Annotated in this window: 16 protein-coding genes; 2 read left to right on the forward strand and 14 right to left on the reverse strand. The window is 37.9% G+C overall.

Features of this window, described 5'->3' with window-relative positions; genetic code table 11:
- On the forward strand, window positions 1–132 hold the full coding sequence (locus KHA93_RS23525; RefSeq protein WP_267917340.1) for a hypothetical protein: 132 nt from the start codon (window positions 1–3) through the stop codon (window positions 130–132).
- Between the two features lie 83 nt (window positions 133–215).
- Here KHA93_RS23525 and flgM read toward each other — a convergent pair whose 3' ends face one another.
- From flgM to KHA93_RS12300, 9 genes are all read right to left on the reverse strand, one after another.
- Window positions 216–473 (reverse strand): flagellar biosynthesis anti-sigma factor FlgM, encoded by a 258-nt coding sequence (gene flgM / locus KHA93_RS12260; protein ID WP_213110990.1) that lies wholly within the window; start codon window positions 471–473, stop codon window positions 216–218.
- Between the two features lie 157 nt (window positions 474–630).
- Window positions 631–1035: a TIGR03826 family flagellar region protein gene (locus KHA93_RS12265; RefSeq protein WP_213110991.1), complete on the reverse strand. Its 405-nt coding sequence runs from the start codon at window positions 1033–1035 to the stop codon at window positions 631–633.
- A 67-nt stretch (window positions 1036–1102) separates the two neighbouring features.
- Complete coding sequence (locus KHA93_RS12270; protein WP_213112898.1) at window positions 1103–1813, reverse strand: ComFC family protein; 711 nt, start codon at window positions 1811–1813, stop codon at window positions 1103–1105.
- Window positions 1813–3273, reverse strand: coding sequence for an ATP-dependent helicase ComFA (locus tag KHA93_RS12275; protein WP_213110992.1), 1461 nt, complete (start codon window positions 3271–3273; stop codon window positions 1813–1815). Before KHA93_RS12275 ends, KHA93_RS12270 begins: the two co-directional genes overlap by 1 nt.
- Before the next feature lie 122 nt (window positions 3274–3395).
- Window positions 3396–4238 carry a DegV family protein gene (locus KHA93_RS12280; protein WP_213110993.1) on the reverse strand — a complete coding sequence of 281 codons (843 nt, stop codon included), beginning with the start codon at window positions 4236–4238 and terminating at the stop codon, window positions 3396–3398.
- Window positions 4239–4287: 49 nt separating this feature from the next.
- Window positions 4288–4482 (reverse strand): Cys-every-fifth RiPP peptide CefA, encoded by a 195-nt coding sequence (locus tag KHA93_RS23855; RefSeq protein WP_213110994.1) that lies wholly within the window; start codon window positions 4480–4482, stop codon window positions 4288–4290.
- A gap of 32 nt (window positions 4483–4514) precedes the next feature.
- Window positions 4515–5057, reverse strand: a complete 543-nt coding sequence (locus KHA93_RS12290) for a transposase (RefSeq protein ID WP_213110995.1) — start codon at window positions 5055–5057, stop codon at window positions 4515–4517.
- Between the two features lie 231 nt (window positions 5058–5288).
- A complete protein-coding gene (locus tag KHA93_RS12295; protein WP_213110996.1) occupies window positions 5289–5969 on the reverse strand; it encodes a response regulator in 681 nt (226 codons plus the stop codon).
- A 111-nt stretch (window positions 5970–6080) separates the two neighbouring features.
- The gene (locus KHA93_RS12300; RefSeq protein WP_213110997.1) at window positions 6081–7223 is read right to left on the reverse strand and encodes a sensor histidine kinase; all 1143 of its coding nucleotides are present in this window, start codon (window positions 7221–7223) and stop codon (window positions 6081–6083) included.
- Window positions 7224–7508: 285 nt separating this feature from the next.
- Here KHA93_RS12300 and KHA93_RS12305 point away from each other — a divergent pair, with 285 nt between their 5' ends.
- Window positions 7509–8150, forward strand: a complete 642-nt coding sequence (locus KHA93_RS12305) for a YigZ family protein (protein WP_213110998.1) — start codon at window positions 7509–7511, stop codon at window positions 8148–8150.
- A gap of 4 nt (window positions 8151–8154) precedes the next feature.
- On the opposite strand, the gene KHA93_RS23530 is transcribed toward KHA93_RS12305, so the two are convergent.
- The 5 genes from KHA93_RS23530 to KHA93_RS12325 all read right to left on the reverse strand — a co-directional run bounded on the left by KHA93_RS23530 (window position 8155) and on the right by KHA93_RS12325 (window position 13196).
- Window positions 8155–8286, reverse strand: a complete 132-nt coding sequence (locus KHA93_RS23530) for a hypothetical protein (protein ID WP_267917341.1) — start codon at window positions 8284–8286, stop codon at window positions 8155–8157.
- 25 nt (window positions 8287–8311) lie between these two features.
- Window positions 8312–9136 carry a carbohydrate ABC transporter permease gene (locus KHA93_RS12310; RefSeq protein WP_432806349.1) on the reverse strand — a complete coding sequence of 275 codons (825 nt, stop codon included), beginning with the start codon at window positions 9134–9136 and terminating at the stop codon, window positions 8312–8314.
- Window positions 9137–9151: 15 nt separating this feature from the next.
- Window positions 9152–10099: a carbohydrate ABC transporter permease gene (locus KHA93_RS12315; RefSeq protein ID WP_213110999.1), complete on the reverse strand. Its 948-nt coding sequence runs from the start codon at window positions 10097–10099 to the stop codon at window positions 9152–9154.
- Window positions 10100–10195: 96 nt separating this feature from the next.
- On the reverse strand, window positions 10196–11452 hold the full coding sequence (locus KHA93_RS12320) for an ABC transporter substrate-binding protein (protein WP_213111000.1): 1257 nt from the start codon (window positions 11450–11452) through the stop codon (window positions 10196–10198).
- 319 nt (window positions 11453–11771) lie between these two features.
- On the reverse strand, window positions 11772–13196 hold the full coding sequence (locus tag KHA93_RS12325) for a glycoside hydrolase family 32 protein (RefSeq protein ID WP_213111001.1): 1425 nt from the start codon (window positions 13194–13196) through the stop codon (window positions 11772–11774).
- Window positions 13197–13267: the final 71 nt, after the last annotated feature.

Raw genomic sequence — 13267 nt, forward strand, 5'->3', positions numbered from 1 at the left:
TTGTCAAACTCCTTTCAGAACGGATTAAAAAACAAAGGAATCTGCCCAACCAAAGATGGTGGGGGCAGATTCCCTCATCATCGGATTCGTCGTTTTTCAAAAACGGCAGCTTTAAATAGAGCCATTAAATAGCCCTTTTATTTCTTCGCCGCGTTTCATTAGCTGCTCGTCCTTGAGCAATGCTTCGAATCCGTTCGATTTATCGCTAATTTTTTTTACAATTGATAAAACTTCGCTATGCTTTTGGCAACATCCTTCAAATCTACTTCATAGTTACCGCTTTGCACTTGATTTTTCAACTCTGCCACTCGTACTTCACGTTCTTTTATGATAGACGGAAGCTTTTGCATTTCTTTTGCTTCAGCAGAGATTTCCACCTTATCAGTTTTACCTGTTGCAGACTTTTTCTCCGGTGTATTAAGTTGCTTATTATATGGATTCGTCTCCACAGGTCGAAAAGAATTAATTCTCATTACGTCCCTCCTAACTTTCCATCTAAGGAAAAGCGCAGTAGTTGGAACAAATTATGCTTTTACTATTATTGCTTTCACTACGCTATCTATTGTCTTGTACTCTTATTATCGGTGGTCGATAGAAAAAGTTTAACAGGATATTATCGCCAATTTTCTACTATTTTCTTTTTTCTTGTGAATAATAGCTCGATTTATGCAATTGTTCAAGGCGTTCCTTTTCCATTTCAAATACTTCCAGTTCACCTTTAATGTCAGCATTACATTTTTCACAAAGTTTACCTTCACGAATAATGTTTCCACATCGATCACATGGGTAACCTAAGTTTGGAAATTGTGTTGTATGCAAACGACCGCGTTTGACCCATTTATATAACAAATTTTCTGGAGCACCTGTTGCCTCGGAAACTCTCTCTATTCTTGCCGATCTATTTTCTTGCTTTCGCAAAAATCGATATACCGTATCAAAAAGTGCTTCTTCTTCACGATAACATTTATTACATACATCACGAACTGAATTATTTACATAGATTTCGCCGCAGTTCGGGCAATTTAATAAATCCATTGTCAAATCCCCTTTTATCTGCTTTCCTTGTCTTCTTATTGTTTATATCGGCATCACGACAACTTTTTTAACCCCTTGCAACCGTCAATGATTGAACTTGTTTAGCACCAGTTTGTTTCAACATTTTTGCCGCTTGCCGAAGAGTTGAGCCTGTCGTGTATATATCATCTATAAGAAGGATGTTTTTTCCTTGAATAATGTTTGCTACATTTTTCAATTGAAATATTTGCCGTTGAGAGAGTCGTTCTTCTCGAGACTTTTTTGATTGCTTTTCTGAGTGAGTTCGAATAAGTAAGTCCCATGTGACAAAACCTGTTTCACGGGCGAGAGCCTCTGATTGATTAAAACCACGTTCTTTTAATCGTTCATCACTAAGTGGTATGGCAACGAGGAGATCATGTTCGAGGATTTTCAATTTAGCTGATATTTCCGGGGAAAATGCTTTTGCCAACTCATAGTCACCACGGAATTTAAAGCGGGCAATGAGTTCTTTTAAAAAAGGATTATACGCATAGATGGAAACATTTTTATCAAGTGTACCTTTCCATCTCGGATCCTGTTCCCAACGAATACAGTCAATACATGTGCGTTGTTCAACGAATTTCGGCTTTATTTCTTTTAAAGGTCTTGAACAAACTTTACAATAATCATCACTAATAGGTTCAAGTTTCTCTCTACATTCTTGGCATAAAGGCGACTCTTTTTTAGGAAATATTAATTTTATCCAATCCATTTCATTAATTAAAAGCGTATCACAGTAAAGGCAATAATTTGACATCAATCAATCATCTCCTTTTTCAAAGCTTCTTTGTTCATATGTTCTATATGAATAAGGGCGCGAATCATTGATTTCGTACGTCCATAGTGAAAAAAAGTGATGTTTCCAGTAGGAAATTCCGAACTTCGCCCAACACGTCCAGAGATTTGAACGAGTGCAGCTTCTGTAAAAATATCATCCTCCGCTCCAACGACTGCAACATCAATATTCGGAAATGTGACTCCGCGTTCTAAAATGGTTGTTGTAAGTAATAGGGGAATCTTTTTACTTCTCATTCTTTCAACTTTTTCCTTTCTGTTTGGGTCCTCTGCATAAACGGATTCGATTTCAGGATGGAGTTTACGAAAAAGTGGGAGGGCTTTTTCCATTAATTTAATATCTGGTAAAAAAACGAGTGCCTGCTTGTCCGAGATAATTCTTTTCTTCACCCATGCTTCTACATTTTTGGGGATTCTTCCTTTTTCAAATTGCTTTCTCCAATCTCCGCACCATTTAAAAATTGGGATTGGCAAAGGTTTCCGATGGTATCTGGCAGGAATTTTTACGTGATTTCGTTTTCCATATTTGCATTCCAATTGCCATTTTTCATTAGGTGTAGCAGTTAAGAATATTCTTGCGGCGGAATTTTTGGTGGATTTTTCAACAGCCCACTGCAAGCCCTCATCATAAGAGAACGGAAAAGCATCGACTTCATCTACAACCATTACATCGAAGGCTTTTTCAAAACGCATTAGCTGATGTGTCGTTGAGATCGTAAGTGGAGCGAATAAGTGGCGGTCTTCGGTTCCTCCGAATAATGCGGCGACCTTTATTTGTGGGAAAACTTTTTTAAATCGGGGAGCAAGCTCTAATACAACATCAGTTCTAGGTGTGGCAATGCAAATTCGGTGACCCGAAAGCAACGCTTTTTCAATCGCTTCAAAAAGCACCTCTGTTTTTCCAGCTCCGCAAACTGCCCAAATAAGGACGTCGTTTTTTGTTTTTACAGCTTGGATTGCAGCTCGTGAGGCAACTTGTTGACCGGGAGAAAGTTCGCCATCCCAAGAAAGATAGGAGTAGCGGAATATCGTTGGAAGTTTGGAACTTAATGCAGATTTTCTAGTGATTTTTTTACGTGGGATATTGAATGATCTTTTTTGAAAACCTCTTACAGGAAGGCCACACCACGTGTATAAAGATGTACAAGAGGATACTCGTCCCATCATGATACACTTACGACAATAAAAACAGCCATTTTCTTTCTGGCAATTAGAACACGGGTAATTTGCAAACAGTCTTTGAGCGGAATTTGAACAACGGTTACAACACCATCTGTTTGATTTTTTCACTATTCCGGGAGTAGTTTTAATGTGTCCAATGGAGGTTTGTCTATCCAATTCCTCAGTAGGAAAAGGAATTTCTGAAGCAAGAAGGGAGCGTCCGGAGAGAAAAAGTCGGAGTTCTTCGGGGAAATTTTTCATCAAATCACCTCGAGGATTTATTGATAGAGTTAAAGAAGCCTAATTGTCTAGCTAGAGCGCACTAGGGGCCAGTAGGATGCGCTTCTTTTTAAATAACAGTGGGAATATGACCTAACCCACTGCTATTTTATCGTCCAGCATAGACCCATTGCACCTTCTCCAAGATGAGTGCCAATGACTGGCCCAAAATGGCTTATAGTAAATTCAACATTAGGATAAAGCGCCGATAATTCTTGTTTCCAGCTAGCCGCATCTTCAACACGATTGGCATGGATGATAGTCGCTTGTAATGGTTCACCTTTACGAGCATCCTCGCCAAGCAATTCTTCGATCCGGTTCATTGCTTTTTTACGAGTACGAATTTTTTCAAATGGTACGATAACTTTGTCCACAAAATGGAGGATAGGCTTGATGTTTAAAAGGCTGCCTATTAATGCCTGTGCGCTGGAAAGCCTTCCACCGCGCTGTAAATGAGAAAGGTCATCCACCATAAAGTAAGCTTTCATGGACGCTTTCAGTCCATCCAAGCGAGCTAGTATTTCATCTGGCTCCTTGCCATCTCGAGCCATCATTGCGGCCTCTAGTACATAGAACCCTTGAGCCATGCAACTAATTTCGGAATCAAACGGGTACACCTTGGCACCTTCAATCATGTCACCCGCCGCTACAGCTCCTTGAAAAGTCCCGCTAATGCCGCTTGAAAGGTGGATGCTTATAATCGCATCGTAATCTTTCGAGAGCTCTTTATACAACTCTTCAAACTCCCCAATAGGAGGTTGGGTCGTTGTTGGAAGCTTTTGCCCATTTCTCACTTCTTCATAAAAATCCCCTGTAGAGATATCAATCTCTTCACGATACGTTTCACCGTTAATGACAACACTTAATGGAATCATATGTATGTTCAAATTTTCGCGTATATGTTTCGGTATGTATGAAGTACTGTCGGTTACAACTGCCGTCTTCAAAAATATCAACCTCACTTACTTCCATAATCTACTTTCTACCACCTTCATTCTATCCAATTAAACTACTTTTGAAAAGAGGCATTTCATAAGGGGGACAGGTTCGAGAGGGACAGGTTCGAGAGGGACAGGTTCGAGAGGGACAGGTTCGAGAGGGACAGGTTCGAGAGGGACAGGTTCGAGAGGGACAGGTTCGAGAGGGACAGGTTCGAGAGGGACAGGCACTTTTGTGCCTGTCCCCCCTCACAGATCAAATAGTGGGATGTTCAAAATTACTTATTAATAATCGAGTTGCGCTTCAACGTAATAGCGATAGTTATTAATCTGATCGAAGGGATAAAATCGGAGGATTTTTTCTTTTGTAATTAAGGGATCCTCTTTCTCACTTATATACAATGGATAACTACTCCAAAAGTAATCCTTGAGATCAATAACAATTTTTGCTTCCAATGGATTTCTATGAATATACCGACTTACATACAGAAAATGGGCGGCATCCTTAATTCTTTTACTTATGTAACGCCCTTGAAAAACATGACCAACCAAATCATATCGTTTATTGAAATATCTTGCATACGAAGAATGTGTCTTGTGAATAATTTTTCCAGGAGGAATATGGGTGGTTTCGAGAAGAAGATGAATGTGGTTATTCATTAAACAATAAGAATGGAGATGAAAAGGATATTTCTTTTTAGCCTTTGCCAACATATTTAAATAATAATATCTATCCTCATCATCGTAAAAGAGAACCTCTTTCCGATTTCCTCTGCTAGTAATATGTAAAGTATCACCCGGAATCCATTCCCTTCTTTGTCTAGCCATTGAATCATCCTTTCATATTATTTTCTGCTTCACTACCTTACTTCGACAAAAAACATTACACTCCTCCTATTACACGCAAACTATTAATCTAATTTAATCAAAATAACCTTTTTTGCATCCAGGGCTGTCTCTTTTGAACCTGTCCCTTTGGGGACTGTCCCCAATAAAAATTAAACTAAAAAAACCTATCCAAACTTTGTCTGAACAGGTTCTTTTCGATTATCTTATTTTCTAGCGAACTTCTACCCAACCATTTTTTATGGCGGTGACGACGGCTTGGGTGCGGTCGTTGACGTTCATTTTTTGCAGGATGTTGCTGACATGGTTTTTGACAGTCTTTTCACTGATAAAAAGAGCTTCACCGATTCCGCGGTTGCTTTTTCCGTCAGCTAGTAGTTGCAGCACTTCACATTCTCTACTTGTTAATAAATGGAGCGGAATTTGTACTTCAGGCTGTTGATAACCACTTCCACTATTGTTTTGATTTGCAAGTCTTCTATATTCACCAATTAGTTTATGAGTTACTTTCGGATGTATGTATGAACCACCATCTGCAACAATCTTCACAGCTTCTATCAGTTCGTCTGAATCCATTTCTTTTAGCATATAGCCGGAAGCGCCTGTTTTTAGCGCATGTGTGACATAAGCTTCATCATCATGGATAGAGAGAATCATTGCTTTTGTTTCTGGATATCTATCTAAGAGCTGGCGAGTTGCTTCAATACCGTTTGTCATTTTCATATTGATGTCTAGAAGCACTACGTCTGGTGAATATTTTTCTACAAGTTCAACTGCATCGGAACCATCTTCTCCTTCGGCTACTACTGTAAAGGATTTTTCGAACTCAAGGATGCGTTTCACTCCTTCACGAAATAATTGATGATCATCAATAATTACGATTTTCGTTGACACTAATAATTCCCCCTTATGCCTCTATATTTAGCATTTTTAATAGTTTCATAATACGCGTTCCATTTTCTACAAAGTTTCTATGAGTGACTCTTATATAAAATATGAATCACACTAATCCAATAATGGAATTTGCATTTTGATGGCTGTCCCTGTCGCAGGGCTGGATTCAATGGATAGAACCCCTTCAAGAATAACAATTCGCTCATTCATGCCAATTAAGCCAAACGAACCGCTTTTCTTTTCATCGGGATTAAATCCGATTCCATTATCTTTTACAATAACGGATACACTGTCTTTTCTTCTTTCAAATTTCACAGTAATTTCACTGGCTTTTGAATGCTTAAGTGCATTTTGGACTGACTCCTGAATTAGGCGGAAAAGGGCCACTTCATATTTCGAAGGTAATCTCTTATCCTCACCTATGTGTACAAAGTTCAATTTGACTACTTTACTATATTCTTCAACGGTAGCTAGATACCTCTTTAAAGTTGGGATTAACCCCAGATCATCTAATACCATTGGGCGTAGGTCATAAATGATACGCCGAACCTCGTATAATGCAGCTCGGATCATTTCTTTTAAACTACGTATTTCAAGCAGCGACTGCTCTGGGCCGAATTCTTTATGAACTTTTTCAGCCAAATCAGATCTGATGAGGACGTTTGCCAACAATTGAGCAGGACCATCGTGAATTTCACGGGAGATGCGTTTTCTTTCCTCTTCCTGCGCCTCAATAATGCGAAGCCCGAAATCTTGCTTCATTTTAGCATCTTCCAATACTTCACCGATATCTTTAATATCGCTAACAAGATAGTTTGAGATAATTGTAATTTGTGAGACGAGCGTTTCAGCACGATCAATCGTTTCCTGTAACCCTAGAAGTCTTCTTTCCAAATCATCGCGTCTAAGTCGCAATTGCTTTTCAAACTGAACATTGATTGTATGTCTTGTTTGAAGATCATGTGCATTTTCATACACTTCGCGGACTTCTTTTTCACTAAAAGCACGAAAATTTTTACTAACCTCTGAAAGTCTTTTCCTAGCAAGTCGTGCCTTTATTTCAAGATCATCGCCTTCAACAATTACTTGTTTCACTTGCTCTTTAATCTCTTTCAATTCGGCTATTAAAGAATCATGTTCCTGCCTACATTGCTCGCCGATTCGAAAAATCTCATCTTTACTTTTATCTACCGTTTCAATCATTTGTTCTACTATAAAATCGAGCGCTTTAATATCTAGTTTTCTTAGTGCCATTTGTTCCTCGAGGGATACCCCCCTTTACGCATTAAATTAATTTTACATTAATTTGCATATTTCAACTATTTTTGGAGTAATATTTCAAAAAAATAATTCTAAATTACCGGAATTTTCCCATTTCCAACACCATTTACCGAGACTTTTTAACTATCCACCAGACAAAAAGTACTATGAAAACTCTCATGAACAATTGATATGATTCTATTTCCTTATTATATCATGTATAATTTTGTTAAACATTAAGTTTTTCTTACATTCATACTGTGGAGAGGAGCTAATTTCTTGCTTCCGAACTATTTTACTGTAAAAAAACAGGGCGAACATGAAATCATTATTCAAAAATCAAGATTCATTGCACATATTCAACGTGTCGAAACAGAGGAGGCGGCTCAACAATTTATACAAGAGATAAAAAAGAAGCATTGGAATGCTAATCATAATTGCTCTGCTTATTTAATTGGCGAGCATAACCAAATCCAAAAAGCGAATGACGATGGGGAACCAAGTGGAACTGCTGGAGTCCCGATCTTAGAAGTTCTAAAAAAGCGGGATTTAAAAGATACCGTTGTTGTCGTAACGAGATATTTCGGAGGAATTAAGCTTGGTGCGGGTGGTTTAATACGTGCATATGGAAAATCGACAACAGAAGGATTGAACGCTGTTGGAGTTGTGGAACGTAAATTAATGACTGTTGTGCATATCGAAGCCGATTACTCTTGGCTCGGAAAGCTTGAAAATGAACTGCGCTCATCAGTATACCAACTAAAAGAAATTCATTATTCCGATCTAATTGAAATAGAAGTATACGTGGAAGATTCAGAAGTAGAAACATTCACCGAATGGATCATCGACATGACGAATGGGCAGGCTACGATTTTGCAAGGAGAGAAATTGTATCTTGAGGTGGACATGCCACCAAAGTGATTAATTAACCACCTGGACGAAACGTATAACCACAAACGAGTGAAGGCAATATGAATGGGCATGAGCCCGGTACAATACCGAGTTCATGCCCAGCTAGGTTCCTAATGAAATAACCACTTCTAACTTTATTGGACACTTCAAAGAAACTCCAAAGGAGCTTTTTAATCTTTCACCGCTCCTGCAGCAATTCCTGAAATAAATTGCCTGCTTACGAATAAGAACATGATAATTAATGGCAAAGTTGCCAGTAATGTTCCTCCCATGACCATTCCATAATCTGTTGTGTAAATACCATTAAGTTGGGATAAAGTTAATTGCAATGTGTATCTTGCAGGGTCATTCAGCACGATTAATGGCCATAAATAGTCATTCCAAACGCCGATAAAGGAAAAAATCCCCAAGAATGCTAAAGCTGGCCGTAGAATGGGCAGTGCGACATTCCAATATAAGCGAAAATGACTGCATCCATCGAGTCTACCAGCATCTAGCAGACTATCATTAATTGCTTCTTGGGAAAATTGCCTCACCCAGAAGATTCCAAATGCATTGGCTAGACCAGGAACAATTAAGGCTTTATACGTTCCAACCCATCCGAGTTTCGAAATGATTATATAGGACGGGATAAAGGATAACTGGGAAGGAATCATCATCGTTACAAGTAATAGGCCGAAAAGCCACTTTTTACCCGGAAATTGGAATTTTGCAAAAGTGAACCCAGCGAGGGAACAAAAAAACAATACACAAATGACTTGTACAACTGTAACAAACAAGGTATTCAAAAACGCCTGGAAAAAATCTACGTTATTAAAGACGTTTGTAAGGTTCGTTATTAACTCCGAACCGAAAATAAGTTTAGGTGGAAATCTTAAAATATCACTCGTTTTATTGGTTGACATTACCGCAAGCCAGTAAAACGGAAAAATGGATATTCCAACCCCAATCAATAATAATACATGCAATATTATTGACTTAATTCTCACAAAAATCCATCCTTTCTAGTCTTATCTAGCCCCAGCTTTATCAAAAATTTTCCAATTCAATAACGAGAATAAAGCAATGATGACGAACAACGCCCAAGATACGACGGCCGCGTATCCAAATTGATTGTCAACAAACCCTTGTTTATACATATAAAGGGTAATCGTCATCCCAGCACCGCCAACACCACCGGTATTACCAAGCAATACTTGCGGCTCTGTGAATAATTGCATAGATCCGATCGTTGTCATCAGAATTGTAAAAAGGATAACTGGCCTTAATAGAGGGATCGTAATATAGAAAAATTGTTGCCTCGTATTAGCACCGTCGATTTTTGCTGCTTCATATAAGTCAGTAGGAATAGCTTGCAACCCAGCTAAATAAATGATGGCGTTGTATCCTGTCCATCTCCAAACAACCATCGAGGCGATAACTACTTTTACAAGGAAGGTAGAATCCAACCATTTAACAGGCTCAAGACCAATAATAGTTAATATATAATTTAATAACCCGTACTGATTTCCAAAAATGGATTTAAAAATAATAGTAACAGCTACAATCGAGGTAACATTTGTTATGAAGTAAGCGGATCGATAGAAACCTTTTGCTCGGACAAATGGTGCATTTAGTAAAAAGGCAATGACCAACGCTCCACAAAGCATCGGAATCGTAGAAATAAACCAAATAATAAAAGTGTTGCCAACAGCCTGCCAGAACATTGAATCGGAAATTAAATACTTAAATTGTTTCAATCCGACAAATTCCATTTGGCCAATGCCATCCCATTTCTGGAACGATAAATATAATGAAAATATAATAGGAAACAAACCGAACACAATAAACAATATGTAAAAAGGTGATATAAATAAGTATAGTGCCCTATTCTTATAAATTTCTTTCCACAGACTTCTCTTCGTATTTAACACAACTTGATTATTTAATGTTTCTTGTGGCTTTATTGGGTGTTCCATAAAATTCTCTCCTTTTCAACACCTATTCGTTGAAAAAACAGTCGACTTATTATGATAAGGAATCAGATGAGTTTCCCCATCTGATTCTTAAGTTTATTATCTATTAAGCTCTTTCTTTACTTTATCTAACACTTCTTCCCAAGCTTTATCAGGATCTTTATCTGATTTAGCGATATCTGTTAATGTCTCTGAGTAAATAGAATTTACCCGTGAAAAATCAACACCAAAGTATCTAGGCTTTACATTTTTAGCTGATTCCGTAAATACTTTTGTCGTTTCTTGATTTCCGAAAAATTCTTCGGGATTACTCATTTTTTCATCTTCAAAAATACTTGGAGTAGATGGGAATAAATCCATCGTCACATAAGATTGAAGTTGGTTTTCTGGATTCATCATCCATTCGATGACTTTATATGCTTCTTCTGGATGCTTGGAGCTTTTTAATATCCCAATAAAAGATCCACCATTGTTTCCATCTCCACCTGGAGCTCTAGCAATCCTCCATTTACCTGCTGTATCAGGCGCAGCATCCTTTAAGATGTTTTTCATCCAAACAGCGCCGATGAACGATGCCACTTGACCATTGTTCATACCCGCGTTCCATTCAGTCCCATCATCAAGATTAGCTGATAAACCTTTTTTATGAACAGTGATCGCTCTATCCCAAGATGTTTTAATATTACCTGAATCACCTATAAAATTATCACTTTCATCAAAGTACGCTTTTTCTCCTTGACTCAAGGATTGAGTGTAGACCCTGTTTAACGTATCAAACATTTTGACACCAGTAGCAGCCTGTAATTTTTCACCTGCAGCAATATAATCATCCCAAGTTGCTAGTTCCTTGGATACTTCATCTGGATCTGTAGGTAAACCAGCTGCCGCAAATAAATCTTCACGGTAAAATAACGCCGTAGGACCTGTATCCATTGGTAGAGCAATTAGGTTCTTTTGGTCAGGTGTTAATCCAAAATTCCATTTCCACTCTAGGTAATCACTTTTTATTTTATCCGCACCATAGTCTAATAGATTTACAAATTTGTCATGATTCGGAAGGAATTCAGTTACCCAGTCGTTTAATCCGACAATATCAGGGGCACCCGTCCCAGTTGTTAGTGCTGTCTGCAGCTTTGTCTTATACTCGCCGCCATCAATTTTTTGCGCATTAATCTTAATATCAGGGAATTGCTCATTTACCTTTTTAATCAACTCATCATCAATCGATCGGTTCCAATACCATAATGTGAGCGTGACTTTTCCGTCTTTCCCGCCTGAGGAAGACTTGCTGCAACCAACCATAGAAAGCACTAACATAATGATTGCCAAAAAACTAAACACTTTTCTCTTTGTCATACATTTTGCACCCCGATTTCTTTTTTTAAGTAGACCCCTAAACTGGAAAGCGTTTGCACAAAAGATGAATAAAGATTCTAGCTGAAAAAAAAAAAAACGATAAATAAATGAAAAAATGCTAACAACCATTTACCGTCCTTAAGAAATCATAGAAAAGTTTGGATGATTTGTCAACAAAATATCAGACACTTCTTAGTATTCATTCAACACTGAATTTTTACAAATTACGACAAAAAACAACATGTTTTTAACTAGAATAGTAAAAATCATGCTGTATACTAAGCTGACATATAGTGTATAAGTCCTTCTCATCTTATACTCACCAAATAGACTTAAGGTAGTCTATTGAAACATTCTTCAGGGAGACTTCTCCTCCTGTAACTGAGACTTCCAACGTAAAACAATCTTTATTTATGAAAAATATCTCTGTCATGACAGAACTTCCACCATTTAAAAATATCTCTATTGATGCACAATCTATCAAAATTTCAAAGTCATATATTTCATGCAATGGCATTGTATCGACACTTGGAAATTCGTTCGAAAATGAAACATTGCCACTGTTTCTTCGGTCGAGGACTAATTCCTCTTTTTCACGATCGAACAGAATTTCGATCTTATCTTTTTCTCCCGCTAATGTGACTTTCATTAATGATGTTTCACGATCCAGTTCCTTTACTTCCCCTTTAATAAGAAGCGGTAAGTTGCTTACCTTCAATTTTTTTGCAAAACCAGGTTGAATGATTACTTCTTCTTTTTGAACGATTGTTTCCTTTATTAGTTTTTTTAAATCAATAGGTGTTTGAACAAGTTTATACGTATTGTCTTGCATACGCAAAGCTAATCTTTTAGGGATTGACATAGCACTTCTAAATGGATCAGTAGGAACTTCATTTGCGTATTGCCAGTTGCTCATCCATCCAATCCAAATGGGTTCCTCCACATTGCTCCAAGTAACAGCAGCATAGAAGTCGCGCCCATAATCCGCCCATTTTATCGTCTTGTTATCATCGTCACAAATGAAAGCTTCCCCATTAAAATCACCAACAAAATACTGAACAGCAGAACCTCCGTTAGGTCCACCCGGATTAACACTAACAATTAATAGCCACTTCTTTTCATTGCTGCCTTCGACTGGTATATGGACTAAGTCGGGACATTCCCACACTCCACCGTGAGCACCATAGTTCTCTCCAAAAGATGAAAGATAACTCCAGTCTAGAAGATTGGGAGAATGATAAAAACGAATATGGTCTCCACAAGCTAGAGCCATCACCCATTTATTTGATTCATTATGCCAAAATACTTTTGGGTCACGAAAATCTTTTAAACCTGGATTAGATATAACTGGATTACCTTCGTACTTTGTCCAAGTTCTGCCTCGATCATTTGAATAAGCGATACTCTGCTTTTCATTATCTTCACCATGATGAGTAAAAATGGCCACCATTACATCTTCATCGGAATCTTTTAATCCGCTCGTATTTTGTTTATCAATTACTGCACTCCCAGAAAATATTTGCCCTAATTCATCTGGATAAAGAGCAATCGGCAATTCTTCCCAATGTAGTAGATCCTTGCTTACTGCATGCCCCCAATGCATAGGCCCCCAAATTTTACTATAAGGATGATGTTGAAAAAACAAATGATATTCCCCATCATAATAAGCTAACCCATTCGGATCATTCATCCACATTTCTTTCGGACTGAAATGAAATTGCGGTCGCCATTTTTCTTCATACATATTCACCACTCCTTTTTAACGAATAACAGCATAATCCTCAAAATACTGGAATTATGCTGCATTAGTTTTGT

The organism is Lederbergia citrisecunda, from assembly GCF_018343695.1.
Taxonomy (GTDB): Bacteria; Bacillota; Bacilli; order Bacillales; family Bacillaceae_C; genus Lederbergia; species Lederbergia citrisecunda.

Bases quoted from the DNA above. Each gene is read 5' to 3' on its own strand.
- flgM (WP_213110990.1), bottom strand. From the start codon at position 473: ATGAGAATTAATTCTTTTCGACCTGTGGAGACGAATCCATATAATAAG.
- KHA93_RS12265 (WP_213110991.1), bottom strand. From the start codon at position 1,035: ATGGATTTATTAAATTGCCCGAACTGCGGCGAAATCTATGTAAATAAT.
- KHA93_RS12270 (WP_213112898.1), bottom strand. From the start codon at position 1,813: ATGTCAAATTATTGCCTTTACTGTGATACGCTTTTAATTAATGAAATG.
- KHA93_RS12275 (WP_213110992.1), bottom strand. From the start codon at position 3,273: ATGAAAAATTTCCCCGAAGAACTCCGACTTTTTCTCTCCGGACGCTCC.
- KHA93_RS12290 (WP_213110995.1), bottom strand. From the start codon at position 5,057: ATGGCTAGACAAAGAAGGGAATGGATTCCGGGTGATACTTTACATATT.
- KHA93_RS12300 (WP_213110997.1), bottom strand. From the start codon at position 7,223: ATGGCACTAAGAAAACTAGATATTAAAGCGCTCGATTTTATAGTAGAA.
- KHA93_RS12315 (WP_213110999.1), bottom strand. From the start codon at position 10,099: ATGGAACACCCAATAAAGCCACAAGAAACATTAAATAATCAAGTTGTG.
- KHA93_RS12320 (WP_213111000.1), bottom strand. From the start codon at position 11,452: ATGACAAAGAGAAAAGTGTTTAGTTTTTTGGCAATCATTATGTTAGTG.
- KHA93_RS12325 (WP_213111001.1), bottom strand. From the start codon at position 13,196: ATGTATGAAGAAAAATGGCGACCGCAATTTCATTTCAGTCCGAAAGAA.